This is a genomic window from Streptomyces sp. NPDC089799 (genome assembly GCF_040684755.1).
GTDB lineage: Bacteria > Actinomycetota > Actinomycetes > Streptomycetales > Streptomycetaceae > Streptomyces.
This window is the reverse complement of the sequence record NZ_JBFBGR010000001.1, coordinates 312949-338318: the sequence shown is the minus strand read 5'-3', so window position 1 is coordinate 338318 and position 25370 is coordinate 312949. Positions and strand designations below refer to the sequence as shown.

Annotated in this window: 23 protein-coding genes; 15 read left to right on the top strand and 8 right to left on the bottom strand. The window is 75.0% G+C overall.

Annotation, left to right across the window (positions count from 1 at the left end):
- Nucleotides 1-44 precede the first annotated feature (44 nt).
- The 4 genes from msrB to AB0O36_RS01305 all read right to left on the bottom strand — a co-directional run bounded on the left by msrB (nucleotide 45) and on the right by AB0O36_RS01305 (nucleotide 3396).
- Nucleotides 45-458 (bottom strand): peptide-methionine (R)-S-oxide reductase MsrB, encoded by a 414-nt coding sequence (msrB, locus tag AB0O36_RS01320; protein ID WP_365102293.1) that lies wholly within the window; start codon nucleotides 456-458, stop codon nucleotides 45-47.
- A gap of 10 nt (nucleotides 459-468) precedes the next feature.
- Nucleotides 469-1866 carry a UDP-N-acetylmuramate--L-alanine ligase gene (gene murC, locus AB0O36_RS01315; protein ID WP_365102291.1) on the bottom strand — a complete coding sequence of 466 codons (1398 nt, stop codon included), beginning with the start codon at nucleotides 1864-1866 and terminating at the stop codon, nucleotides 469-471.
- A gap of 153 nt (nucleotides 1867-2019) precedes the next feature.
- Complete coding sequence (locus AB0O36_RS01310; RefSeq protein WP_365102289.1) at nucleotides 2020-2487, bottom strand: indole-3-glycerol phosphate synthase; 468 nt, start codon at nucleotides 2485-2487, stop codon at nucleotides 2020-2022.
- Nucleotides 2488-2613: 126 nt separating this feature from the next.
- Complete coding sequence (locus AB0O36_RS01305) at nucleotides 2614-3396, bottom strand: pyrimidine reductase family protein (protein WP_365102287.1); 783 nt, start codon at nucleotides 3394-3396, stop codon at nucleotides 2614-2616.
- A gap of 47 nt (nucleotides 3397-3443) precedes the next feature.
- On the opposite strand from AB0O36_RS01305, the gene zapE reads away from it, so the two are divergent.
- The 4 genes from zapE to AB0O36_RS01285 all read left to right on the top strand — a co-directional run bounded on the left by zapE (nucleotide 3444) and on the right by AB0O36_RS01285 (nucleotide 7657).
- Nucleotides 3444-4535, top strand: coding sequence for a cell division protein ZapE (gene zapE / locus AB0O36_RS01300; protein WP_365102553.1), 1092 nt, complete (start codon nucleotides 3444-3446; stop codon nucleotides 4533-4535).
- 146 nt (nucleotides 4536-4681) lie between these two features.
- Nucleotides 4682-5107, top strand: a complete 426-nt coding sequence (locus AB0O36_RS01295; protein ID WP_365102285.1) for an OsmC family protein — start codon at nucleotides 4682-4684, stop codon at nucleotides 5105-5107.
- A 67-nt stretch (nucleotides 5108-5174) separates the two neighbouring features.
- Nucleotides 5175-6518, top strand: a complete 1344-nt coding sequence (locus AB0O36_RS01290) for an alkaline phosphatase PhoX (protein ID WP_365102282.1) — start codon at nucleotides 5175-5177, stop codon at nucleotides 6516-6518.
- 302 nt (nucleotides 6519-6820) lie between these two features.
- The gene (locus tag AB0O36_RS01285) at nucleotides 6821-7657 is read left to right on the top strand and encodes a polysaccharide deacetylase family protein (RefSeq protein ID WP_365102550.1); all 837 of its coding nucleotides are present in this window, start codon (nucleotides 6821-6823) and stop codon (nucleotides 7655-7657) included.
- A gap of 85 nt (nucleotides 7658-7742) precedes the next feature.
- On the opposite strand, the gene AB0O36_RS01280 is transcribed toward AB0O36_RS01285, so the two are convergent.
- Entirely contained in the window at nucleotides 7743-8417 is a 675-nt protein-coding gene (locus tag AB0O36_RS01280; protein ID WP_365102280.1) for an AIM24 family protein, read from the bottom strand.
- A gap of 115 nt (nucleotides 8418-8532) precedes the next feature.
- Between AB0O36_RS01280 and AB0O36_RS01275 the strand changes: the two genes are divergently transcribed.
- The 5 genes from AB0O36_RS01275 (at nucleotide 8533) to AB0O36_RS01255 (ending at nucleotide 14699) form a co-directional block, all read left to right on the top strand.
- Entirely contained in the window at nucleotides 8533-9282 is a 750-nt protein-coding gene (locus AB0O36_RS01275) for an aminoacyl-tRNA hydrolase (RefSeq protein ID WP_365102277.1), read from the top strand.
- Between the two features lie 241 nt (nucleotides 9283-9523).
- Nucleotides 9524-10918, top strand: coding sequence for a DUF692 domain-containing protein (locus AB0O36_RS01270; RefSeq protein ID WP_365102275.1), 1395 nt, complete (start codon nucleotides 9524-9526; stop codon nucleotides 10916-10918).
- The gene (locus AB0O36_RS01265; RefSeq protein ID WP_365102273.1) at nucleotides 10915-11970 is read left to right on the top strand and encodes a TIGR04222 domain-containing membrane protein; all 1056 of its coding nucleotides are present in this window, start codon (nucleotides 10915-10917) and stop codon (nucleotides 11968-11970) included. The genes AB0O36_RS01270 and AB0O36_RS01265 overlap by 4 nt, the downstream gene beginning before the upstream one ends.
- 85 nt (nucleotides 11971-12055) lie before the next feature.
- Nucleotides 12056-12835: a TIGR04222 domain-containing membrane protein gene (locus tag AB0O36_RS01260; RefSeq protein ID WP_365102271.1), complete on the top strand. Its 780-nt coding sequence runs from the start codon at nucleotides 12056-12058 to the stop codon at nucleotides 12833-12835.
- An 85-nt stretch (nucleotides 12836-12920) separates the two neighbouring features.
- Complete coding sequence (locus tag AB0O36_RS01255) at nucleotides 12921-14699, top strand: alpha/beta fold hydrolase (protein ID WP_365102269.1); 1779 nt, start codon at nucleotides 12921-12923, stop codon at nucleotides 14697-14699.
- Nucleotides 14700-14821: 122 nt separating this feature from the next.
- Here AB0O36_RS01255 and hemQ read toward each other — a convergent pair whose 3' ends face one another.
- Together hemQ and hemG are read right to left on the bottom strand one after the other, a co-directional pair.
- Nucleotides 14822-15535, bottom strand: a complete 714-nt coding sequence (hemQ, locus tag AB0O36_RS01250; protein WP_365102266.1) for a hydrogen peroxide-dependent heme synthase — start codon at nucleotides 15533-15535, stop codon at nucleotides 14822-14824.
- A 4-nt stretch (nucleotides 15536-15539) separates the two neighbouring features.
- Nucleotides 15540-17144, bottom strand: a complete 1605-nt coding sequence (gene hemG / locus AB0O36_RS01245) for a protoporphyrinogen oxidase (RefSeq protein ID WP_365102263.1) — start codon at nucleotides 17142-17144, stop codon at nucleotides 15540-15542.
- A gap of 149 nt (nucleotides 17145-17293) precedes the next feature.
- Here hemG and AB0O36_RS01240 point away from each other — a divergent pair, with 149 nt between their 5' ends.
- From AB0O36_RS01240 to AB0O36_RS01230, 3 genes are all read left to right on the top strand, one after another.
- On the top strand, nucleotides 17294-18553 hold the full coding sequence (locus AB0O36_RS01240; protein ID WP_365102261.1) for a DUF4349 domain-containing protein: 1260 nt from the start codon (nucleotides 17294-17296) through the stop codon (nucleotides 18551-18553).
- A gap of 89 nt (nucleotides 18554-18642) precedes the next feature.
- Entirely contained in the window at nucleotides 18643-20025 is a 1383-nt protein-coding gene (locus tag AB0O36_RS01235) for an FAD-dependent oxidoreductase (protein WP_365102259.1), read from the top strand.
- A gap of 155 nt (nucleotides 20026-20180) precedes the next feature.
- Entirely contained in the window at nucleotides 20181-20450 is a 270-nt protein-coding gene (locus tag AB0O36_RS01230; RefSeq protein WP_365102257.1) for a hypothetical protein, read from the top strand.
- Here the strand turns inward: AB0O36_RS01230 and hemE are convergent.
- Nucleotides 20423-21487 (bottom strand): uroporphyrinogen decarboxylase, encoded by a 1065-nt coding sequence (gene hemE, locus AB0O36_RS01225; RefSeq protein ID WP_365102254.1) that lies wholly within the window; start codon nucleotides 21485-21487, stop codon nucleotides 20423-20425. The two genes, AB0O36_RS01230 and hemE, sit on opposite strands and share 28 nt — an antisense overlap.
- 91 nt (nucleotides 21488-21578) lie before the next feature.
- Between hemE and AB0O36_RS01220 the strand changes: the two genes are divergently transcribed.
- The 3 genes from AB0O36_RS01220 to AB0O36_RS01210 all read left to right on the top strand — a co-directional run bounded on the left by AB0O36_RS01220 (nucleotide 21579) and on the right by AB0O36_RS01210 (nucleotide 25253).
- Entirely contained in the window at nucleotides 21579-22229 is a 651-nt protein-coding gene (locus tag AB0O36_RS01220; RefSeq protein ID WP_365102251.1) for a DUF3000 domain-containing protein, read from the top strand.
- An 811-nt stretch (nucleotides 22230-23040) separates the two neighbouring features.
- Nucleotides 23041-23703 carry a response regulator transcription factor gene (locus AB0O36_RS01215; protein WP_365102248.1) on the top strand — a complete coding sequence of 221 codons (663 nt, stop codon included), beginning with the start codon at nucleotides 23041-23043 and terminating at the stop codon, nucleotides 23701-23703.
- A 266-nt stretch (nucleotides 23704-23969) separates the two neighbouring features.
- Nucleotides 23970-25253 carry a ribonuclease D gene (locus AB0O36_RS01210; RefSeq protein WP_365102245.1) on the top strand — a complete coding sequence of 428 codons (1284 nt, stop codon included), beginning with the start codon at nucleotides 23970-23972 and terminating at the stop codon, nucleotides 25251-25253.
- Nucleotides 25254-25370 lie beyond the last annotated feature (117 nt).

The window sequence follows — 25370 nt, the reverse complement described above, 5'->3', positions numbered from 1 at the left end:
CCGGGTGGCGACCGTGACGGGCCTTCCCCCGGGCCGGCGGGCGGTCAGCCCTGGTCGCCGTCCGGGGCCAGGCGGAGGGAGATGCTGTTGATGCAGTAGCGCTGGTCGGTGGGGGTGGGGTAGCCCTCGCCCTCGAAGACGTGGCCCAGGTGGGAGCCGCAGCGGGCGCAGCGGACCTCGGTGCGGACCATGCCGTGGGAGGTGTCGGCGATGAGTTCGACCGCGTCCGAGTCCTTGGGGTCGAAGAACGACGGCCAGCCGCAGTGGGACTCGAACTTGGTCTCCGAGCGGAAGAGTTCGGCCCCACAGGCGCGGCAGGCGTAGGTGCCGTCCGTCTTGGTGTCCGTGTATTCGCCGCGGAACGCGGGCTCGGTGCCGGCCAGGCGGAGGACCCGGTACTCGGTCGGGGTGAGCTCCGCCTGCCACTGCTCGTCGGACTTCTCGATCTCGTACGGCACGGTGCTCTCCTCAGTCGGCCAGGCGGGCGAGGATCTCGGGGCCGAGATCGGTGACGTCGCCCGCGCCCATGGTCAGAACGAGGTCGCCGGGCTTGGCCATTCCCGCGAGCACCGAGGGAGCCGCGTCCTTGTCATGTTCGGCGGTGACGTCGGCGCCGGCGGCGCGGGCCGCCGCGATGATGATCTCGCTGGTGACCCCGGGGACCGGGTCCTCGCGGGCCGGGTAGATGTCCAGGACCACGGAGGCGTCGGCGAGGGCGAGGGCCTGGCCCATCTCCTTGCCGAGTTCCTGGGTGCGGGAGAACAGGTGCGGCTGGAAGAGGACCAGGATGCGGGAGTCCCCGGCGGCTCCGCGGATCGCCTCCAGGTCGGCCGACATCTCGGTCGGGTGGTGCGCGTAGGAGTCGATCACCTGGACGCCGCGGGCCTCGCCCTTGAGCTGGAGGCGGCGCTTGACGCCGGTGTACTTGCCGAGGGCGGCGGCCAGGTCCGCGGCCGGGACGCCGAGGGCCACGCCGGCGGAGAGGGCGGCCACCGCGTTCAGCGCGTAGTGGCGGCCGGGGACGGAGACCGTGAAGGCGATCTCGCGGCCGTCGAGGAGGACGGTGACCTCGCTGGTCAGGCCCCGGGCGGTGATGCCGGTGACGCGGACGTCCGCCGTGGCGGACTCGCCGTAGGTGACCACCTTCAGGGCGGGCCGGGCGGCGCGGACGCGGCGGGTCAGCTCGACGGCGCCGTCCTGGTCGGCGGAGACGACCAGGGTGCCGTCGGGCGTGATGCGCTCCGCGAAGGTGACGAAGGAGTCGTGGATCTCCTCCATCGACGCGTAGTTGGCGTGGTGGTCCAGCTCGGCGTTGAGGACGATGGCGACCTGCGGCGCGTACTTGTGGAAGCTGCGGTCGCTCTCGTCGGCCTCGGCGACGAAGATGTCGCCGGCGCCGTGGTGGGCGTTGGAGCCCGGGGCGTCCAGGTCGCCGCCGATGGCGTAGGAGGGGTCCAGGCCGAGCGCGGAGAGGGACACCGCCAGCATGGAGGTGGTGGTGGTCTTGCCGTGGGTGCCGGCGACGGCGATCGGGCGGAGGCCGTCCATCAGCGCGGCCAGCGCGTCCGAGCGGTGCACCACGGGCACGCCGAGCTCGGCGGCGCGGGCCAGCTCGGGGTTGTCGGCGCGGATGGCGCTGGAGACGACCACGCAGGTGGCGTCGTCGGCGAGGTGGCCGGCGGAGTGCCCGATGTGGACGGTGGCACCGTGCGCGCGGAGCGCGTCGGCGGTGGCGGAGTCCTTGGCGTCGCTTCCGGCGACCCGGCCGCCGCGCTGGGCGAGGATCTTCGCGATGCCGGACATTCCCGCCCCGCCGATGCCGATGAAGTGGGGTCGGTCCATGGCGGTCGGCAGGCCGGGCGTCATAGCGGATGCTCCAGGTCGAGGTCGTGCTCGCACCCGGGGCCGGGTGCCGGTGAGCCCAGACTAGTGGCTCGCCCGGCCCGCGGCCGCCCCGCGTCCGGCGCGCCGGGCGCTTCGTGGCAGGGCTGTGACGTCACCGCCCCCGGCGCGGGCCGGTCACTCGTTGTGCGCGAACAGCTTCAGGACCGGCACCCCGACCTTGTGGCGGGCGCGGGACGCCCAGTCCCGGTGGAAGAACTCCTCCACGAAGTGGGGGGCGGTCAGCACGATGACCTCGTCGGCGCCCGATTCCTCGACCACCGACCTCAGGACGTCCAGCGGATGGTCGTCGATCAGCCGTCCGACCGCCTGGCTGCCCCTCTTGCGGAGCTGGTCCAGGGAGTACTCCAGGGCCTGCCGGGCCGGCCCGCGGGCAGCGTCGCCCTCCGGTTCGTCGCCCTCCCGGATCGCCTCGGGGAGCTCTCCCAGGGCCACGTCGTCGATGGCGCGCAGCAGCCGGTCCTGGTCCCCCCGGGGCTGCATGAGGACGAAGAAGGAGACCGGGTCGTCCCCGTGCAGGGTGGTGACGAAGTCCACGTCTACGGATGTCAGAGGCTTCTCGATCATCAATACGCTCGTGAACACGGACGCCCTCTCCTTCATGGGCCGTGGCGGCCCCTGCGGAAACCATCCTGCCCCGCTCCGGCACGGGGCTCGCGCTGGTAATAGTGCCCAGCGGGAGCAAAGCGGAACGACAAATTCCGCAACCTGTCAGATCCGACGGTAGCGGGTGTACAGGAACCCGGCCTCTTCCAGCAGCGATGCCAGTTCCAGCCGCTTCGGCACGTCCACTCCGGGCCCTCCGGTGATGCGCTGGGCGTCACCCGCGGTGAGCACCGGCGACACGGTCAGGCACAGCTCGTCCAGCACTCCGGCGGCCACGAACTGCCCCAGCAGCCGCGGCCCGCCCTCGGTGAGCTGCCGTACGAGACCCCGCGCGGCCAGCTCCCGTACGACCCGCGCCGGGTCCACCCCGGCGCCTTCCCCCGCCACCACGACCTCGGCGCCCGCCGCGGCCGCCTCCGCCACCCGGTCCGCGGGCGCGCCGGCCCCGGTGAGCACCAGGGTGGGCACCAGCGGGGCGGTGAACAGCGGCAGCGAGAAGTCCAGGTCCAGACTGGCCGTGACCACCGCGATGGCCGGTGCGGGGCCCTGTCCGGCGGCCGCCCGGCGGGCCGCGAAGGCCTCCCGGGCCCGGGCGGGCCGGTACCCCTCCTGACGAACCGTTTCCGCACCGACGACCACCACATCGGCCAGCGCCCGCAGGGTGCCGAAGATCCGCATGTCGGTGTCGCCGGAGATGGGCTGCGAACGCCCGTCGTGCTGGGCCGCGCCGTCCAGGGTGCCGACCATGTTGCCGCGCAGCCAGTGCGGCGACACTCGGTCACCACCGGTCAGCGGAGGGTACGCGTACGCCTCCGCGAGCTCGTCCAGCGACCACTCCCGGTCGGTCTCGGCCAGTGTCTGATCGGTCACAGGGAACAGGCGGCGCATGGGCCGCAGTCTGTCACGCCGTAGAGTGGAATGCTGTGTCAACGTCGATCACCACGTCCGGCGGCGCTGCCGGACGGAGCCACATAGCCGAGGCGGGACCGCACGCGCTGTGCGCCCGCGAGCCCCGCGTACCCGCCGAACGGCTCGTCGCCGAGATGGTGCCGCCGCCCCGCTTCGACGGGGTGCGCTTCGAGACGTACATCCCGGACCCGAACCAGCCCAGCCAGGCCCAGGCGGTCACCACGCTGAGCGGTTTCGCCGCCGGACTCGGCGGGGCACACGCCTCCGGCGCCGGCAGGCGCCGCTGGTTCTCCCGCGCCCCCAAGCCGCAGGCCGGCCCCCGCGGGGTCTACCTCGACGGCGGTTACGGCGTCGGCAAGACCCACCTGCTGGCCTCCCTCTGGCACGCCACCCCCGCCGAGCCCTCCCTCAAGGCCTTCGGCACCTTCGTGGAGCTCACCAACCTGGTGGGCGCGCTCGGCTTCCAGCAGACCGTGCAGACCCTGAGCGGGCACCGGCTGCTGTGCATCGACGAATTCGAACTCGACGACCCGGGCGACACCGTCCTGGTCTCCTCCCTGCTCGCCAAACTGGTCGAGCAGGGCGTGGCGCTGGCCGCGACCTCCAACACGCTGCCCGGCAAGCTGGGCGAGGGCCGGTTCGCCGCGGTCGACTTCCTCCGCGAGATACAGGGGCTCTCCGCCCATTTCCACCCGCTGCGGATCGACGGCGAGGACTTCCGCCACCGCGGACTGCCGCAGGCCCCCGCGCCGCACTCCGAAGAGCAGGTCACCAAGGCCGCGTACGCCACCCCGGACGCCAGTCTCGACGACTTCCCGCACCTGCTGGACCACCTCGCCCGGGTCCACCCCAGCCGCTACGGCGCGCTGACCGAGGGCATGGCGGCGGTCTGCCTGACCGACGTCGGCCCGGTGCCCGACCAGTCGACCGCGCTGCGCCTGGTGGTCCTCGCCGACCGCCTGTACGACCGGGAGATACCCGTGCTCGCCTCCGGGGTCCCCTTCGACCGGCTGTTCAGCGAAGAAATGCTGAACGGCGGCTATCGAAAGAAGTACTTCCGCGCCATCTCGCGGCTCACCGCGCTCGCCCGCGACGCGAAGGGGCTTGTGGAGCAGTAGGTTTGGGAGCGCCGGGCCACCGCTCGGCCGCGTGCCGTACGGGCCGTGCCCGCCGTGTGCGCGATCCGCACACGAGCGGCGGACCCCGTACGTGCCGTGCGCCGCGCACCGCCCGGCCGTATCCGCCTCTTGCGAAGGGATCCACGATGGCCACCACGCGTCACGCCCACACCGTCTGGGAAGGCAACCTGCTGGAGGGCAAGGGTGTCGTCACCCTCGATTCCTCGGGCATCGGCTCCTACGACGTCTCCTGGCCGGCCCGCTCCGAGGCGCCGAACGGGAAGACCAGCCCGGAGGAGCTGATCGCGGCCGCCCACTCCAGCTGCTTCTCGATGGCCCTGTCCCACGGCCTGGCCGGCAAGGGCACCCCGCCCACCCGCCTGGAGACCAAGGCCGACGTCACCTTCCAGCCCGGTGAGGGCATCACCGGCATCCACCTCACGGTGGAGGGCGAGGTGCCCGGCATTGACGACGACGCCTTCGTCGCCGCCGCCGAGGACGCCAAGAAGAACTGCCCTGTCAGCCAGGCCCTGACCGGCACGACGATCACGCTGAGCGCCAAGCTCGCCTGAGCCCGCGCGTTCACCCGCCTGCGCGGCGGTACGGGTCCCCCGTGCCGCCGCGTGGTACGACGGGCCCATGTCAGCGACACGACGTCAGATCCTGGGCGGGGTGGTCTTCAGCGGTGCGCTGGGCGCGCTGTTCGGCGGAACCACCGCCGCCGCGCCGGCACCGGAAGCCGCCGGGTACGGGCCGCTGCTGCCCGATCCGGCCGGACTGCTCGACCTGCCGGAGGGCTTCCGCTACCGCGTGCTGTCCCGGGCCGGCGACCCGATGGCCTCGGGCGAGGGGCCGGTTCCGGCCAACTGCGACGGCATGGGCGCCTTCGCCGCCGGTGCCGGGCGGATCCGGCTGGTGCGCAACCACGAGAACCGGGCGGCCGCGGCGCTGCGGGTCCCGGCCGTGCCCGGCCTGACCTACGACCCGGGCGCGCGCGGCGGCTGCACGGTGCTCTCCCTGGACGAGCGGGGCGAGGTCGCCGGGGAACGGGTGGGCATCGCCGGTACGGCGGTCAACTGCGCGGGCGGCAGCACCCCCTGGCACACCTGGCTGACCTGCGAGGAGACCGAGGACCGGGCGGGCAAGGACGGCTACGAGAAGGACCACGGCTACGTCTTCGAGGTGGACCCGGCCGACCCGCACCGCACCGGTGCGGTGCCGCTGACCGCGCTGGGCCGGTTCGCCCACGAGGCGGTGGCGGTGGATCCGTACCGGGGCGTGGTCTACGAGACCGAGGACGCCTTCGTCCGGCCGTTCGGCCTCTTCTACCGCTTCCTGCCCGACGTACCGCTGGGCGGCCGGGGCTCGCTGCGGGCCGGCGGCCGGCTGGAGGCCATGCGCGTGCCCGGGGTGCCGGACCTGGCACTGGTCACCGAGCCGGGGGCCTCCTTCCCGGTGCGGTGGGTCCCGGTGCCGGACCCCTCGGCGAACGGCACCCCGATCCGGCTCCAGGACTTCGGCCCGGGCGGCATCACCCACGCGCAGAAGCTGGAGGGCTGCTACTGGAGCGGCACCGGCGTGTACTTCGTCTCCAGCTACGCCCGCTCCCGCGAGGGCGCGTCCGCGGACCACTTCGGCCAGGTCTGGCACTACGACCCGCGGCAGGCGCGGGTCCGGCTGGAGGTCCTGTTCGGCCCGGCGACGGACACGGAGCTGCCCGGGGACTCCCCCGACAACATCTGCCTGGCGCCCGGCGGCGGCCTGATGGTGTGCGAGGACGGCGGCGGGGCGCAGTACGTGTTCGGGGTGACGCGGCAGGGCGAGGTCTACCCGGTGGCCCGCAACGCCGACGACATCGGCGCGCCGGGTTCCCCTGAGTGGGGCGAGTTCGCCGGTGTGACCTTCGCCCCGGACGGCCGCACCATGTTCGTCAACGCCTACGCCCCGGGCACGACCTTCGCGGTGACGGGCCCCTGGCGCTGACCGGCCCCGCGGTACCGCGTCCGGCCGGTCGGCAAACCGGGGCTGGGGCATCCGGAGGACACGGAACCGCGAGATCCGGTGGCCGGCTCCGGCACCGTGAGCGCCGTAAAGCCGCTTGGCAGATAGTCATATAGTTTGCGTGCGTGACAGTTTCCGCACGTTCCGTACGTTCCGAACGTTCCGCACGTCGCACGCGCTCCGGGCGCACCGGACGCTCCCTCCGCAGTGCGGCCGCCCTCGCGGTGCTCGGTGCCGTGCTCGCCGGATGCGCCGGCGGATCCGGCGGGTCGGCCTCCTCCGACATCCGGCGGGGGACCGGCGACCGCACCGGCCCCTCCGCCCCGGCCGCCGCGTCCGGCCCGGCACCGGCGCCCGGCTCCGCCTCTGCGTCCCCGGGGGCCCCGGCCGCTCCCGGTCCGGCCCGGCAGCCGGGCAAGCGGCCCCCGATGCTGGCGCCCGGGCCGGGCGGGCTGACGCCCGTCTTCGAACGGGCCCGGCAGCGGACCGACAAGACCGTCGCGCTGACCTTCGACGCCGACATGACCTCCGACCAGGGGCCGCGCGCCGCCGAGGGCGAGCACTTCGACAACCCCCCGCTGATCGAGACCCTGCGGCGGCTGAAGGTCCCCTCGACCGTCTTCATGACGGGCCGGTGGGCCGAGGAGTACCCGGACCAGGCGAAGTCCATCGGCACCGACCCGATGTTCGAGATCGCCAACCACTCCTACAGCCACCACGCCTTCACCTCGCCCTGCTACGGGCTGCCCGCCCTCGACGGCGCCGCCGTCCGTGCCGACGTGGACCGGGCCTTCGAGGCGTTCCGCAAGGCCGGCGCGGTCAACACCGTCCCGTACTTCCGCTTCCCCGGCGGCTGCTACGACGACCGGGCCCTGCGGGCGCTGTCCACCGCCGGGGTCACCGCCGTCCAGTGGGACGTGGTCAGCGGGGACGCCTTCGCCAAGGACCCGGTGGCGGTGGCCGAGCAGGTGCTGGCCGGGGTCAAGCCCGGCTCGGTGGTGGTCATGCACTGCACCCGCAGCGCCGCCCCGGTGACCGAGGAGGCCATCCGGACCATCGTCCCGGAGCTGCGCAAGCGGGGCTACCGGTTCGTCAAGGTGTCCGAGCTGATCGGCACCTGAGGCGGCACGCGGGCGGGCCGCCGGCCGGTCGGGCGGCGGCCGTCAGCCGGCGGCCGTCTCCCCGTGGCCGTCCCCCCGGCACCCGTCAGCCGGCGGCCGCCACCTCGGTGAGCTCGCTCGGGCGGACGATGACGAAGCCGTCACCGCGCAGGCTGAGCTGCACCGCCTCGCCGGAGCCGCCGCGGATCATCGAGCCCACCGACTGGGAGCGGTGCAGCCCGGTCTCCAGGTGCGCGCTCCAGCCCACCACCGCGTCCGTGTCCACGTACACCGGACTCTGCGCGGTGACCGGGATGACGATCGGGTGGCCGTCGCAGACCAGGGCGAGCTTGCCGTGGCCGGTGAAGACGCTGTTGAAGAGGCCGCCGCCGGTCATGCCGGCGCCCTTCACGGTCTTGATCTCGTAGCCGAGGGTGGAGTCGAAGCAGAGCACGTTGCGGCCGTTGACGGTGAACGCGTCGCCCTGCTCGACGTCGACGATGAAGCAGTTGCCGGCCCGGTGCGCGAACCACGCCTCGCCCTGCCCGCGCACCGACATCAGGGCCAGGCCCTCGCCGGTGACGGCCCGCTTGAGCATGCCGCCGATGCCCTGGCCCTTGCGCTCGAACTGCAGGTTGCCGCGGAACGCGACCATCGAGCCCTGGCGGGCCAGCATCTCGCCGTTGACGGCGTACTTCACGGACTTGGCGTTCTGCAGGGACATGCCGGGGGCCGCGGACGGCTGGGCAAGGTGCTCGGTGGCAAACAGGTCGCTCTTCATGGCCCCGATCGTCGCCCGGCCCTGCGCCCGGGGGCATCATCCTGGAAGCCGCTCCGCAAGCCCGGGGGTCATCCTGAAGTCGGACCCGCGCGCCGGTCCTGGCATGCTGTGGTCGATGAGCAGCCACCACACCGAAGACCGGCCCGCCGTCGGGGCGGACAGCCCGTTCCGTCAGGAGCGGATCGCCCGCGACGAGGCACCCCAGTTCGTCCTGCCCCTGGTGGTGCGGATCGAGAAGGCCGCGCCGCCGGCCCGTACGGACGCACTGGAGACGGCGGCGCGGGCCGTGCTGGTGCTGCTCTCCGACGAACGCGCCCTCGGCGAGGGCGAATGGGCGGAAGCGGTCCGCGACTGGCAGGACGCGCGGATCCGCAAGGTGGTGCGGCGGGCCCGCGGTGCGGAGTGGCGCAAGGCGTCCGCGCTGCCGGGGATCACGGTGGAGGGCGCGGGCGCGGAGGTGCGGGTGTTCCCGCCGGTACCGCTCGACGGCTGGCCCAAGGAGCTGGCCAAGCTCCAGGTTTCGGGCACCGACCTGGACGACCCGGAGCCGGCCGGCCCGGTGGAGCCCGGGATCCCGGTGCTCTGGCTCAACCCCGGTCTCGGCATGTCGGCCGGCAAGACCATGGCCCAGGCCGGGCACGCGGCGCAGCTGGCCTGGTGGGAGCTGACCGGCCCGGAGCGGGCCGCCTGGCGTGACTCCGGCTTCGCCCTGGCCGTACGGCCGGCCGCCGGGCCGGAACAGTGGGCCTCGCTGGCGGCGAGCGGACTGCCGGTGGTCCGGGACGCGGGCTTCACCGAGATCGCCCCGGGCTCGGCAACGGTGATCGCCGACCATCCCGCCCTGCGGACACGACTGGGCGGCTAGGCCCTCCTCACCCCATCATTGCGGCGGCGCGGTGGCCGGCGGGCGTTCCGCCTGACACCGGCCGGCCGGACACGGGCCTGCCCTGGACCCGGTCGGCCGATCGACCGGCCGATCGACCGGCCGACCGGTCGCGGACGCTCACCGAAGCTCAAATATTGCTCTGAACCCGCGCCTCCGGGATTGGCCGCACCGCGGCGGGGCCATCACACCGGCACGGAACGACTGAAGGGGGGCGAGGGGCATGAAGCCCATGGCACGCCTGGGGGTGGGCATAGGCTGGCGGCCGGAGATCGCGGACGCGGTGGAACGGCTGCCGGGACTCGACTGGGTCGAGGTGGTGGCCGAGAACATCTGTCCCGGACACCTGCCGGAATCGCTGGTACGGCTGCGCGAGCGCGGGGTGACGGTGGTTCCGCACGGCGTCTCGCTGGGCATCGGCGGCGCGGAGCGCCCTGACCCGGGCCGGCTCGCGAACCTCGCCGAACGGGCGGTGGCGCTGGGCGCTCCGCTGGTCACCGAGCACATCGCCTTCGTACGGAGCGAGTCCCCGGCGCTGGAGGCCGGACACCTGCTGCCGGTGCCGCGCACCCGCGACGCGCTGGACGTGCTCTGCGAGAACGTGCGGATCGCGCAGGACGCCCTGCCGGTACCGCTGGCACTGGAGAACATCGCCGCGCTGGTGCAGTGGCCCGGGGAGGAACTGACCGAGGGCGCCTTCCTGGCGGAACTGGTCGAGCGGACCGGCGTACGGCTGCTGATCGACGTGGCGAACCTGCACACGAACCGGGTGAACCGGGGCGAGGACCCCCTCGCCGTCCTGGACGCGCTGCCGGTCGAGGCGCTGGCGTACGTGCACGTGGCCGGGGGCCTGGAACGGGACGGGGTGTGGCACGACACGCACGCGCACCCGGTCACCCCGGAGATCCTCGGCCTGCTGGGCGCGCTGCGGGAACGGGTGGACCCGCCGGGGGTGCTGCTGGAGCGGGACGACGACTTCCCGCCGGAGGCGGAGCTGGCGGGTGAACTCACCGCGATACGCGCGGCCCTGACCGCCGCCGCGGGTGCCGCGGGTGCCGCCTGCGCCGCGGATGTCACCGGTGCCGCGGATGCCGCCGCGGTCGTCACGGCCACCGGCGGGCCGCGGACCGCGGACGGTCCCGCGCCGGCGCCCGGCCGGACCTCCCGGGACGCGGATGCGGCCCGCAACAGGGTCTCGGTGGCGCAGACGGCGCTGCTGTCGGCACTGGTGGCGGGGACGCCGGTGCCGGAGGGCTTCGACCGGCAGCGGATCGCCGTACAGGCGCGGGCGCTCCTGGCCAAGCGGGCCTCCGTGGTGCGGAAGGTCGCGCCCGAGCTGGTCGGGATCCTCGGCGGCCGGGAGGCGTACCGCACGGCCTACGTCGGCTACGCCCGGCACCGGCCGCTGACCGGCGGGTACCGGCGGGACGCCCTGGACTTCGCCGAGCACCTGCTCGTCCGCGGGCTCCCGGAGGACCCCGACGCACGCCGCCTGCTCACCCAGTGGTGGCAGGACCGGGCGGGCAGCCTCCCGAACGGCCGGGTGGGCCGGTGGGCCCGCCGCCTCGGCCTCGGCCTGCCCCGCCTGCCACGCCTCCCGAGGCGGGCCGCCGCATGATCGTCGTCAGCATCGCCGTCTGGCTCGGCGTACTCGCCTCGACCGCGTACACGGCACTCGCCTTCCGGCGCGCCCGGGGCACCGCCCCGGCCGTCCCGCCCGTCCTGGACGCCTCCGGCGCCGCCTTCCTCACCGGTGGCCCGCGCCGGGTCGTGGAGACGGCCCTGGTCTCGCTCTGTTACGACGGCCGGATGATGATCGGCGGTCCGGGCATCGTGCAGGTGCGCACCGGCGCACACGGCAACGACCCGGTCGAGCGGGCCGTACTGGAGGTGTTCGGCGGAGCGGTCAGCGGCGCCCTGGGCCCGCTGCGCGCCACCGTGCAGACGCATCCCGCGGTCCGGCAGACCGGCGAGGCGCTCGCCGCGCGCGGGCTGCTGGTCCCGCCGGGGGCGATGTCCCGTCCCGGCACCCGGGCTGCCGTACAGGGCGTGGCCTGCCTGGTCTCGCTGCCGGTGCTCGCCGTCCTGGCCGCGGTCGACACCGGTCCGGCCCTCGCCGCACTGCCCGCGCCGGTCCTCGGCATCGTCGCCGCGGTGCTGCTGGGCGTGGCCGCCGGACGGCGTACGACGGCGGCCGGGCGGGCCGCGCTGGAGGGCTACCGCCGGGCCCACGGGGCCTCCGGGGACCCCCGGGTGCGGGTCGCGCTGCACGGCCCGGCCGGGGTGCCCGATCCGCTGCTGCGGCGGCAGCTGACCCTGCCCGGGTCGGCGGCCTCCGCGCGGCCCGGGCACGGGCCGGGTCACCGCGGCGGTTCCGACGGCTCCGAGACCGCGGCCGCCTGGTGGTGCGCCGCCGGCTCCGACAGCGGCGGCGGCGGTGGCAGCGGTGACAGCGGCCACTCCGGTCACGGAGGCCACGGGGGTCACGGGGGTCACGGCAGTCACGGCGGCCACGGCGGTACGGGGTCCTGCGGCGGCTCGTCCGGCTGTGGCGGCAGCACCGGTTCGAGCTGTGGCAGCGCTTCGAGCTGCTCCTCCGGGTCGAGCTCCTGTTCCTCGGGATCGAGTTGCGGCAGTTCGTCCGGTTCCAGCTGCGGCAGCAGTTCCTGACGGCGCATCACGGACGCATCACAAGGTGTTCACACCTCGGCACCGGCCCCTGACCGGGCAGTTCTCCTCCTTGTAGAAACCTCCCATGTTCTGGGTCCTGTTCCTGCTGGTCGCCTGGGCGGGGGTGCTCGTCTCGTGCACCCTCCTCGTGCGATCAGCCGCCGAAGCCGCCGAGCCACCCGCCGGCCCGGTCACCGTCCGCCGGCCCGGGGAGCTGACCCGCTGCGAAGCCGCGTACCTCGCGGGCGGCCCGCAGCGGGTCGCCGAGCTGACGCTCGTCGCCATGGAGCGCGAAGGGCGTCTGCTGCTCGCCCACACCGGCTGGGCGACCGTGGTCGACCCGGTGGGCCGGGACGCCCTGGAGCGGTCCGTGCTCGCCGCGTTCGGCCCGGACGGCCAGTCCCCGATCGCGGACGTCCGCGGTGCCGTGGCGGCGGCCGCCCCCGTCGGGCAGCTCGCCGAACGCCTCTGCGCGGCCGGGCTGGCGATCCGCGAGGAGGTCCGCTCCGGCGTCTCCCAAGGGGTCCGCGCGGTGTGCGGCGCCGCCCTGCTGGTGCTCGCCCTGTGCGCGGCCGCCCTCTCGGTACCCGGCGGCGGCACCCCCGCCCGGCTGGTCCTGTGCTGGTTCGCGCTGCCGCTCGTCCTGGCCCTCGCCTGTCTGGCGATGGCGGTGTCCGACGGCCTGCAGCACTCCGCCTGGGCCTCCCCGGCCGGGCAGCGGCTGCTCTCCGGGGTGGACCTGGCGGACGGCGGCTACCTGACCGCCGTGGCCGTGCGCGGAATCTCCGCGGTCCCCGACCCGGGCGTACGGGCCGCCCTGTCCTGCGACGACCGGGCGCTCATTCCGCGGCAACGGGGTCATTGACCGCGACACCCGCCCGGTCTCCTTTACATCCGGGCCGCCCGGACATGTCATCGGACCGTCCGATGACATGAAAGGGGCCGCCCCCATGCGGACTCCGCCCGCCCGTTACGGAGCCGCCGCGGCGGTGCTCGCGCTCGCCCTGTGCACCCACGCCCCGGCCCGCGCCGCAGCCCCCACCCGGTCCGCCACGCCCGTCGCCCCCACCCCGTCCGCCTCCCCCGCCGTCCCCGCCGAATCCACCGACTCCACGGACTCCGCCGCCTCCGCCGGCCAGGACCCGGCCGCGGCGGCCGGCGCCGAGCTCGCCGCCCGACGGGCGGCGGCCCGCCCGCTCGCGTTCGGCCCCTGCCCCACGGACGAGCAGCTGCCCGACGGGGTCGGCTGCGCCCGGCTGCGGGTGCCGCTCGACTACACCCGCCCGGACGGCCCGCAGATCTCCCTCACCGTCAGCCGGCTGCCGGCCGGTGGTGGCACCACCGGCCACAAGACCGCCCACCGCCAGGGCGCGCTGGTCTTCAACCCCGGCGGCCCCGGCGCCTCCGGCACCTTCTTCCCGGCGGTCGCCGGCCTCCCGGAGTGGCGCCGCATCTCCGCCGCCTACGACCTGGTCGGCTACGCCCCGCGCGGCGTCGGCGGCTCCGCCCCGCTCAGCTGCCGCTCCCCCGCCGAACACGCGCGGGCACCGCGCCAGGACCCGGCCGCGCCCTCGGCGGCGTACAAGCGGGAGCGCGTCGCACTGGCCCGCGCCTACGCCCGGGGCTGCGCGGAACGCGCGGGCACGGCCCTCGCCCACTACACCACCCTGGACAACGTCCGCGACCTGCACGTGCTGCGGGCCGCGCTGGGCGAGCGGCGGCTGAACTTCCTCGGCGCCTCCTACGGCACCTACTTCGGCGCGGTGTACGCCACCCTCTACCCCGGCCACGTCCGCCGGCTGGTCTTCGACTCGGCCGTCAACCCCGACCCGCGGCACATCTGGTACCGGAACAACCTGGACCAGTCGGCGGCCTTCGAACGGCGCTGGTACGACTTCCGGGCCTGGACGGCGAGGCACCACGCCACCTACGGGCTGGGCGCCACCCCGGCGGCGGTGCGGGCCAGTTGGGAGCGGGTGCGGGAGGTCGTGGCGCGGCGGCCGGCCGGCGGGCTGGTGGGCACCGGGGAACTGCAGGCGGCCTATCTGAAGGCGGCGTACTACGACGAGGTGTGGCCGCAGCGGGCGGCCGCGCTGGCCGCCTTCCTGGCCGGCGACCCGGAGCCGCTGGTGGAGCTGGCCGCGCCCGATCCGGAGCGGGCCGCGGAGGAGGAGAACGCCACGGCGGTGTACACGGCCGTGCTGTGCAACGACGCTTCCTGGCCCGCCGATTTCGCCGTCTGGGACCGCGACCACACGGAACTGGCGCGCCGTGCGCCCTTCGAGACCTGGCCGAACGCCTGGCTCAACCTGCCCTGCGCGTACTGGCCGGTGACGGACCGGCAGCAGCCGGTGGACGTGGGCGCGTTCTCCGCGGCGGGAACGGGCGCAACGGGAGCCGGCGCGGAAACGGGTGCGGACCGGGCCGGGCTGCCCCCGGTGCTGATCGTGGCCGCGGAACGGGACGCGGCCACCCCCTATGCGGGGGCACTGGAGCTGCAGCGGCGGCTGGGACCGGCCGCGGCCCTGGTGACCGAGGTGGGCGCCGGCGCCCACGGGGTGGTCGGCGGCCGCAACGCCTGCGTGGACCGCCATGTGGAGCGGTACCTGCTGACCGGGGACACGGCGGGTCCGCGGTCGGAGTGTGCGCCGCATCCGGAGCCCGCACCGGTGTCGCTGGACGGCCGGGCGGCCGCGACCGTTCGGTCGCTGCCGCCTCCGGCGGTCTGAACTTCCGGGCGGGGGCTCCGGCTGCGTCGTTTCGGGGGTCGGTGCCGTGCCCCGGCCTCCCGATCCACCGGAGCGGGCACGTGACGGCGTGTCCCTCCGGTCCTTCCCCCCGTGGGGAGGTATCAGGCGAGTCCGGCGACCAGGTCGGCGACGGACTTGCGGCGCCCGGTGAAGAAGGGGACCTCTTCACGGACGTGCATACGGGCCTCCGAGGCGCGCAGGTGGCGCATCAGGTCGACGATCCGGTACAGCTCGTCGGCCTCGAAGGCGAGCAGCCACTCGTAGTCGCCCAGGGAGAAGGAGGCGACGGTGTTGGCGCGGACGTCGGGGTAACCACGGGCCATCTTGCCGTGGTCGGCGAGCATCCGGCGGCGGTCCTCGTCGGGCAGCAGGTACCAGTCGTACGAGCGCACGAACGGGTAGACGCTGACGTAGTCGCGGGCGACCTCGTCGGCCAGGAAGGCCGGGATGTGGGACTTGTTGAACTCGGCGGGGCGGTGCAGCGCCATGTTCGACCAGACCGGCTCCAGCGCGCGGCCGAGCTTGGTGCGGCGGAACAGGTTGTAGGCGGTCTGCAGCTCGTCCGAGGTCTCGGCGTGCCACCAGATCATGATGTCCGCGTCGGCGCGCAGGCCGGACACGTCATAGGTACCGCGGACGGTGATGTCCTTCGCGGCGAGCTGGTCGAAGAGCTCCTGCACCTCGTCGGCGAAGCCGGCGCGGTCTTCGGGGAGCACGTCCTTCAGCTTGAAGACGGACCACAGGGTGTAGCGAATGACCTCGTTGAGGTCCTTGGCCTTCTTCCCCGCGTTGGGGATCTTCTCTGGTGCAGTCATGTGCCTATTGTCCCTGCCCCGGTCGGTGCTCCGTGCCTGGGGTGCCCGGTCCGCCGGCTCCGGGCCGCCGTACGCCGTCCGGTCCGTCACCTGCGGCGCCGGTCACGCCCGCCAGCGCGTCCACCGCGGCCCGCGCGCTCGCGATGCAGGCGGGGATGCCGACGCCGTCGTAGAGGGCGCCGCAGACCGCCAGCCCCGGCACCTCGGCGACGGCGGCCCGGATCCGGGCGACCCGGTCCAGGTGGCCGACCGGGTACTGGGGCAGCCCGCCGTCCCAGCGGGTGACGGTGGCGGCGACCGGCCGGGCGGTCAGGCCGACGGCGTCACCGAGGTCGGCGAGGGCGGCCGCGACCAGCTCGGGGTCCTCGCGGTCGAGGTCCTTCTCGTCGCCGTGGCGGCCCACCGAGGCGCGCAGCAGGAAGAGTTCGGGGTCGGCGTTCCAGGCCCACTTGTTGCCGGAGAAGGTCGACGCCTTGACCGTACGGCCGTCCACGGGCGGCACCAGGAAACCGCTGGACCCGCCCTCGGCGATCGGCGCGGGCAGCTCGGACCGCCGCACGGCCAGGGTGACCAGGGCCATCGAGGCGTACTCGACGGCGTCGAGTCCGGCGGCGGCCGCCGGGGCGTGCGGGGCGAGCAGCCGGGCGGCGGGCCCGGCCGGGGCCGCGAGGACCACGGCGTCGGCCTCGGTGGCCCGGCCGTCGGCGGTGGTGACCCGCCAGCCGTGCGGCGTACGGGCCAGCTCGCGGACCGGGGTGCCGGTGTGGATGCGGGCGCCGGCCGCCCGGCAGGCGTCGGCGACGGCGAGCGGGAGGCGGCCGATGCCGCCCTCGATGCCGGCGAAGACCGGGCCGGCCGCGGCGGCGCCGACGGCGTGGGTCCGCTCGGCGGCGGCCCGCTGCACGGAGCGGACGCTCTCGGTGAGGGAGCGGTCGGCGCGCAGCGCCTCGTACAGGGCGGGGACGGCGGCGTGCATGGAGATCCGGTAGGCGTCGCCGGCGTACACGCCGCCGAGCAGCGGCTCGACCAGCCGGTCGACGACCTCGCGGCCGAGCCGTGCGGCGACGTACTCGCCGACGGCGACGTCGGCGGGGAGCTCCGCGTCCGTACCCGGCGGGGCGGTGCGTTCGGCCCGGGCGCGGGCCAGGCCCTCGTCGGACAGCACCCCCGAGGCGGCGAGCGGGCCGAGATCGCCGGGGACACCCATGAGGTGGCCGCCCGGCATCGGGCGGAGCACGCCCCGGGTCCACAGCCTGGCGGTGGCGGTGGCGGGGGGCTGCAGGGCGTCGCCGAGGCCGACGGCCCGGGCGAGGTCCAGGGCCTCGGGGCGGCGGGCGAGCAGGGACTCGGCGCCGAGGTCGACGGGGGCTCCGGCGAGTTCGGCGGTGTACAGCTTGCCGCCGAGGCGCGCGGACGCCTCGAAGAGGGTCACCCGGGCGCCGGCGGCGAGCAGCCGGTGGGCGGCCGCGAGACCGGCGATCCCGCCGCCGACCACGACGACGTGGGCGGGGGCCGCCGGGTGTTCCGTACGTGCATCGCCCGTACGTGCATGGCCTGTGGGCGCATGGTCCGTGCGCGCCTCGTCCGTACGCGTGTCCGCTTCGTGCATGGACACATCGTCGCAGACCGATCAAGGGGGGCGCTCCGAGGCCGGACCGTGACCGGTCCGGAACCGGCCCGGGACCCGGGGGCGAAACCGGCCGGGCTCCGGTCACGTCGGAAAGGCGAGATTCCGTCCGAGCCCGGGGGGCCATGAGCATGACCACGCCGATCCGTACGTCCGACCCGTCCGGCCCGTCCGACCCGTCCCGCCCGTCCGGGCTTTCGGACCCGTCCTGCAGAGTGCGTACGCACCGAAACCGCTCCGCGGCCGCGGCCCTGGTGGCCCTGGCCGCCGCCGGGGCCCTGACCCTCACCGGGTGCGGGGCCGGAGACTCCGGGGACAAGGCGGTCTCGGACTCCGCCGCCGACAAGGGCTTCGCCGCGCCGAGGGAGGCCGGCGGGGTCGCCGCCGCGGACGGGCGGGCGGACGCGAAGGCGAGCGGCGGGGCGGCCGCGCCGCAGAGCGCCCCGGGCACCGCGGGCTCCCCCGCCGCCCCCGCACAGGCGCGGCAGCACATCATCCGCACCGCGACCCTCGGCATCGAGTCGAAGGACCCGCAGAAGACCCTCGCGGCGGCCCGTTCGGCGGCCGAGGGCGCGGGCGGCTACGTGGGCAGCGAGACGACCCTGCGGAACGGGAACGGGAACGGGGATGGGGATGGGGATGGGGACGGCGGCGGGGACGAGACCCGGGACGGGCACGGAGGCGCGGGGATGACCTCGACGGTCACCCTGCGGGTGCCCGTGGACCGCTTCGACCGGGTGCTGGCCGCGCTGGAGGGCAGCGGGAAGCTGCTGCACCGCAAGGTGGACGCGCAGGACGTGACCGAGCGCGTGGTCGACGTCGACAGCCGGGTCACATCGCAGCGGGCGAGCGTGGCCCGGGTGCGGGAGATGATGGAGAAGGCCACCGCGATCGGCGATCTGGTCACCCTGGAAGGCGAACTGAACAAGCGCCAGACCGAACTGGAGGCGCTGCTCGCCCAGCAGAACGCGCTGAAGGACCAGACCTCGCTGGGCACGATCACGCTGGAGGTGTCCTCGGCGGCTGGCGACACCGCCGCCGACGCGGACGGGGACCCGGCGTTCACCGATGCGCTGGAGGGCGGCTGGGAGGTCTTCCTCGCCGTCCTGAAGTGGATCACGCTGGCGGTGGGCGCCCTGCTCCCGTTCGCCCTGGCGGGCGGCGTGCTGCTGGCCCTGTGGCGGGCGTTCCGCCGGTTCCGCCCGGCCCGGCCGGCGGCGGGGGCGGCGCGGGACCGCTCCCCGGCCCCGGCGGGGCGCTCCGCGGCGGGCCTCGTGCCGTACCCCGCGCCGTCCGCCGAGCGGTCCGCCGGGGTCGCCGGGTCCGCCGACCGGCCCACCGAGCGGTCCGCCGCTCCGGAGCCCACGACTCCGCCCGCCGGCACGGAATGACGTGATCCGAACGCCCTTTCCCGCATAGCGTGTTCCGCGGACGGCGCGGGCGACCGCGCGCAGGGGACACGGCGGAGGGCGGTAGGGGCATGGCGGCGGAGCGACTGGTCGTGGTCGGCGGGGACGCGGCGGGCATGTCCGCCGCGTCGCAGGCCCGCCGCCTCAAGGGCCCGGACGAGCTGGAGATCGTGGCCTTCGAGCGGTCCCCCTTCACCTCGTACTCCGCGTGCGGGATCCCGTACTGGATCGGCGGGCTGGTCCCGGACCGGGACGCGCTGGTCGCCCGTACGCCCGAGGAGCACCGGTCCCGCGGGATCGACCTGCGGACCCGCACCGAGGTGCTGGAGCTGGACCTCGCCGGACAGCGGGTCCGGGCCCGGGACCTGGACTCCGGCGCCGAGTCCTGGACCGGCTGGGACCGGCTCGTCCTGGCCACCGGCGCCCGGCCGGTAAGGCCCCGGCTGCCCGGCATCGGCGCGGCCGGGGTGTACGGCGTCCAGACCCTGGAGGACGGCCAGCGGATCGTCGAGGCGCTGGAGCGGACGCCGGGCCGCCGGGCCGTGGTGGTCGGCGCCGGGTACATCGGGGTGGAGATGGCCGAGGCTTTGGTGAACCGGGACCACGAGGTCACCGTCCTGCACCGGGGCGAGCAGCCGATGGCCACGCTGGACCCGGACATGGGGGCGCTGGTGCACGGCGCGATGAACGCGATGGGCATCCGCACGGTCGCCCGGGCCGAGGTCACCGGGATCCGGACGGACGAGGAGGGCCGGGCCCGCGCGGTGGTCACCGCCGACGGCACGGAGTACGGGGCGGACATCGTGGTGCTCGGCATCGGCGTGGAACCGCGCACCGGCCTGGCCCGGGCGGCCGGCCTGCCGCTCGGAGACTCGGGCGGCATCCTGACCGACCTGTCGATGCGGGTCCGCGGTCATCGGAACGTATGGGCGGGCGGCGACTGCGTGGAGGTCCTGGACCTGGTGTCGGGCCGGAACCGGCACATCCCGCTGGGCACCCACGCCAACAAGCACGGCCAGGTGATCGGGTCGGGCGTGGGCGGCGGCTACGCGACCTTCCCGGGCGTGGTCGGCACGGCGGTCAGCAAGGTCTGCTCGCTGGAGATCGCCCGCACCGGGCTGCGCGAGAAGGACGCCTCGGCGGCCGGCCTGCGCTTCGTCACGGCCACCGTCCGGTCGACCAACACGGCGGGGTACTACCCGGGCGCGGAGGAGATGACGGTGAAGATGCTGGCGGAACACCGCACCGGCCGGCTGCTGGGGGTGCAGATCGTGGGCGGCGCCGGCTCGGCCAAGCGCGTGGACGTCGCGGCCGTCGCCCTGACCGCGGGCATGACCGTGGAACAGGTCGTCTCGCTGGACCTGGGCTACGCCCCGCCGTTCTCCCCGGTCTGGGACCCGGTCCTGGTGGCGGCCCGCAAGGCGCTCGCCGCGGTCCGCGCCGCGGGCATGTGACGGCCGGCGGGTGAGGGCCGGCGGGTGATGGTCCCGGGCCGTAGCACCCGGGTCATGTCACGGGTTCACGTGGCATGACCCGGCACGCCGCCGGCGGGCCCAATGGGGTGCGGACCGGACGGACCGCCCGTCCGGCAGCACCGAAGGAGGCGGCCATGGCTGCCCTGGCCCACCTGCGCAAGACGGCCCTCACGGCCGTGACCACCATCGCCGCCGCCCTCGGCTCCGAACCGGCCATCGGTGCCGGACCGGCCCTCGGCTCCGGACGGGCCATCGGTGCCGGACCGGCCCGCCGGATCTCGGTCTCGGGCCCGGGGTCGTCGCCCGCCCGCCGGCCCGGGGACGACCCCGGGCCGGGGCGGGACGGCGTGCGCCGCGCCGGCGGCCGTGACCGGGCTCAGCGCGCGGTCTTGGTGTGGACGTAGTCCACCAGGCGGGTCAGCGCCTCCGGGTCCGTCGTCGGGAGGACGCCGTGGCCCAGGTTGAACACGTGGCCCTCCAGACCCGAGGCCGCGGCGAGCACCTCGTCGGTCTTCGCCTCGACCGCCTCGGGCGTGGAGAACAGGACCGCCGGGTCCAGGTTGCCCTGGAGGGCCTTGCCGGGGCCGACCCGGCGGGCCGCCTCGTCCAGCGGGATCCGCCAGTCGACGCCGACCACGTCGGCGCCGGCCTCGCCCATCAGGCCGAGCAGCTCACCGGTGCCCACGCCGAAGTGGATGCGCGGGACGCCGTAGGAGGCGACCGAGTCGAAGACCTTCGACGAGGCGGGCATCACCGAGCGGCGGTAGTCGGCCGGGGCCAGCGCGCCGACCCAGGAGTCGAAGAGCTGCACCGCGGAGACGCCGGCCTCGATCTGGACTTTGAGGAAGGCCGAGGTGATCTCCGCCAGCCGGTCCAGCAGGTCCGCCCACAGCTTCGGGTCGCCGTACATCAGCGCCTTGGTGTGCTCGTGGTTGCGCGAGGGCCCGCCCTCGACCAGGTAGCTGGCGAGGGTGAAGGGAGCGCCGGCGAAGCCGATCAGCGGAGTGCTGCCGAGTTCACCCGTGAGCATGCCGATCGCCTCGGTGACGTACCGGACGTCGTCCGGCGTCAGGTCGCGCAGCTGCGCGAGGTCCTCGCGGCGGCGGATCGGCTGGGCCACGACCGGGCCGATGCCGGGCTTGATGTCCAGGTCGATGCCGATGGCCTTCAGCGGCACCACGATGTCGCTGAAGAAGATCGCGGCGTCGACCTTGTGCCGCCGCACCGGCTGCAGCGTGATCTCGGTGACCAGGTCCGGCCGCATGCAGGACTCCAGCATCGCGGTGCCCTCCCGGACCTTCCGGTACTCGGGGAGGGAGCGCCCGGCCTGCCGCATGAACCACACCGGGGTGTGCGGCACCGGCTCCCGCCGGCACGCCTTGAGGAAGGCGGAATCGTAGGTCTGACGCGGCTGGCCCGTGGGGCGGTCGTTGGCACTCACGACCCAAATCTTCGCACGTATGACGAACTGGCCCCTCCGGGCCGGGTGTCCCTGCGCTGAACGGGGCCTCCTTCCGCCTAGTCTTCCCCGCATGGCTGCGGCTCAGGGACGATTTTCAGATGGCGCTGACGGTGTGGACAGCGCGAAGGAGACCTCCGTCCCACTCCCGTTCAGACGGGCGGTCGGCGGCTTGCAGAAGGCGCGGCTGCGGCCGGGGATCGAGATCGAGGCCACCAAGCCGCCGCGGAAACTCGCCCCCTACGCGTACGCCCTGGAGGCCGCGGTCGTCGAAGGGGAGGAGGACCTCGCCGACGGACGGCTGATCCTGCTGCACGACCCGGCCGGGCACGAGGCGTGGCACGGCACGTTCCGCCTGGTCACGCTCGTACGGGCGGAACTGGAGCCGGAAATGGCGGCGGACCCGCTGCTCCCGGAGGTGTGCTGGTCCTGGCTGACCGGCGCGCTGGAGGCGCGCGCGCCGGGGTACGGGGAGGCGAGCGGCACGGTGACGATGGCGAGCTCGCACTCCTTCGGCGGGCTGTCCGCGCGGCGGCCGGCGACGCAGATCGAGATCCGGGCGTCGTGGACGCCGCGGGAGGGGGTGGGCGGGGTGCCGGACACGGGGGCGCACCTTTCCGCGTGGTGCGAGCTGCTGTGTCAGGTGGCGGGCCTGGAACCCCTCCCTCCGGCCGACCCCGCCGTCGTCTCCCTCCCCCAACGCCGAGGCCCCCACCACCCCTGAGCGCGGGTGCGACCCCGCCCCTGTGCGGGTGCCGGCCGTCACCCCCGGCCGGGCGGGACCCGGCAGCGCTACGCCGCGCCGCCGCGTGCATCCCGCCCTTTGCCTGGGCCGGGGCGGGCTTGGCGGCCGTACGCCGCCGCCGTGTGCTTGCCGGCTGTTGGCTTGGTGGCGCTACGCCGCGCCGTGTGGGCAGGCGTGCCGCAGGGCGATGGGGGTCCCCCCTGCTCGAGCGAAGCCGAGAGCTTGGGGGAGGGTGGGCACACGGCACCCCGGTCTCGCGAGGGCTCGCGCAGCTCCCCCGCACCCCCGACCCCGCCAACGGGGTCGGACCCCGCTCCGGGGCGGTGCCAGGTCCGGCGGAGCCGGTGCTCTGCCCGAGAGGGGGCGGCTTCGGCGGAGCCGCGCGCCGGCCGGGGCGGGGCGAAGCCCGGGCGGCGGGCCCGCCCACACATCGGCGGGGCCGAAGCACGCGGAACGCCTGCCCGCACCCTCGGGGGAGCCGGGGCCGTTACCGGGGGGCGGGGCGGAGGACAGCGGGTGCCTGCGCAGGGCTTCGGGGGAGCCGGGGGCGAGGGCCGGCCGAGGCCGCAGCGCAGCGCCACCGCCGGGCCGGATGCGGAGCCATCGACACCGCTTCTGATCGCCCCCGATCGATCGCTCGTCCGAATTGCCCGAATTGTTACTCACCAAATCGTGATCATTTCCTAAAGCCGGCCGGGTGACGTGCCGAAGGAGTCAGTGACCATCCGCACGGAGCGCACCGGCTTCTTCCCCGAGCCGGCGCCGTCCCGCCACTCCCCCAGGAGGCCTGGTGTCCGTTCTTCTCGAGCAGCCCGCAAGCCTGGTCGCCTACCGCCCGAACAAGCCGACGGCCATGGTCGTCGTGGCCGACCCGCGCGTCCGTTCCACCGTGACCCGCCATCTGTGGGCCCTCGGAGTCCGTGACGTGATCGAGGCGTCGTCCATCGCGGAGGCCCGTCCCCGCATCGGCAGCCCGCGCGACATCTGCGTGGCCGACGTCCACCTGCCCGACGGTTCCGGTCTCACCCTGCTCTCCGAGACCCGCGCCGCGGGCTGGCCCAACGGCCTGGCCCTGTCCGCCGCCGACGACATCGGCGCGGTCCGCAACGCCCTCGCCGGCGGTGTGAAGGGTTACGTCGTCACCGGAACGCGGACCAACATCGGGCTGCCCAGCCGGCCCGGCGCCGCCCCCATCGGGTCGGCCGCCGCCCGGATGCACCGCCGCCCCCCGGGTGCCCCGAGCCACCCGGGCGGCTACCGCGAGCTCTCCGGCCGCGAGGTCGAGGTCCTGCGCCTCGTCGCCGAGGGCCAGTCCAACAAGGCCATCGGCGTCTCGATGGGCCTGTCCGCCCTGACCGTCAAGTCCCACCTCGCCCGGATCGCCCGCAAGCTGGGCACCGGTGACCGCGCCGGCATGGTCGCGGTCGCCCTCCGGACCGGGATCATCCACTGAGCCCGGCCCCCGGCGCCCGGACCGCACGCCCCCGGATAGCCGGGCCCGGACGAACGGCCGGGGAACTCCGGGAAGCCGTGACTCAACCGCCGCGCAACCGTCGCACGTCCACGGAACACGCCACGGAACACCCCACCGCACACCCCACCGCACACCCGCCGAACACCCATCGCGCACCCACCGCTCCACCACCGCGCATACCGCCCGCGCCCGTCGACGGAACGTTCCGGCGACGGGCGCGCCGTATCCACGGATACCCTTGACCGGTGACCGACGCCCATGAGACCGCAGCAGACCTGCGCACCAACACCGGGGGCGGCCCCCCGGACGACGTCGTTGTTCCGTCCGATGGGCTGCCGATCCCGCTGCTCGAACCCCGTGACGGGATCCCTCCGGTGGTCGCCGACGAGGACGCCCTCGCCCGGGTGGTGGCGGCCTTCGCCGCCGGCACCGGGCCCGTCGCCGTGGACGCCGAGCGCGCCTCCGGATACCGCTACGGCCAGCGCGCCTACCTCGTCCAGCTCCGCCGCGAAGGGGTCGGCTCCGCGCTGATCGACCCCGTCGGCTGCCCGGACCTGTCCGCGCTCGGCGAAGTCCTCTCGGGCACCGAGTGGATCCTGCACGCCGCCACCCAGGACCTGCCCTGCCTGCGCGAAATAGGCATGGTGCCGACCTCCCTCTTCGACACGGAGCTGGCGGGCCGCCTGGCCGGCTTCCCCCGGGTGGGCCTGGGGGCGATGGTCGAGGGCGTGCTCGGCTACGCCCTGGAGAAGGGCCACTCGGCCGTCGACTGGTCGACCCGCCCGCTGCCCGAGCCGTGGCTGCGCTACGCCGCCCTGGACGTGGAGCTCCTGGTCGACCTGCGGGACGCGCTGGAGAAGGAGCTGGACCGGCAGGGCAAGCTGGAGTGGGCCCGGCAGGAGTTCGACGCCATCGCCTCGGCCCCGCCCGCCCCGCCCCGCAAGGACCCGTGGCGGCGTACGTCGGGCATGCACAAGGTGCGGCGCCGCCGCCAGATGGCCGTCGTACGGGAGCTGTGGGAGACCCGGGACCGGATCGCCCAGCGGCGCGACGTGTCCCCCGGCAAGGTGCTGGGCGACGCGGCGATCGTGGAGGCCGCCCTGGCGCTCCCCTCGAACCTGCACGCGCTGTCCGCCCTGCCCGGCTTCGGCCAGCGGGTCAACCGGCGGTCGCTGGAGCAGTGGATGGCCGCGGTGGACCGGGCCCGGGCGCTGCCCGAGGCCGAGCTGCCGCAGCCGGGGGCGACCCCCTCGGGCCCGCCCCCGCCGCGCTCCTGGGCGGACAAGGACCCGGCCGCCGCGGCCCGCCTGTCGGCGGCCAGGACGGCGGTCACGGCCCTGGCCGAGCGGCTGAACCTGCCGCAGGAGAACCTGATCGCCCCCGACACGGTCCGCCGGCTGTGCTGGGAGCCGCCGATGCAGGTCTCGGCCGCCTCGGTGGCACAGGCCCTGGCCGACCACGGCGCACGGCCGTGGCAGGTCGAGCAGGTCACCGGCGCGCTGGTGACCGCCCTGGCCGCCACCGCCTGAGCCGGGGCGGCCGTACCCGGCCGAACGGCACCCTCGTGACGGGGTCCCCGTCCTCCACGGAGGACGGGGACCCCTTTCCCTTTTCCGCTCCGGCTTTCCGCTCCGGCCTCCCCCTGC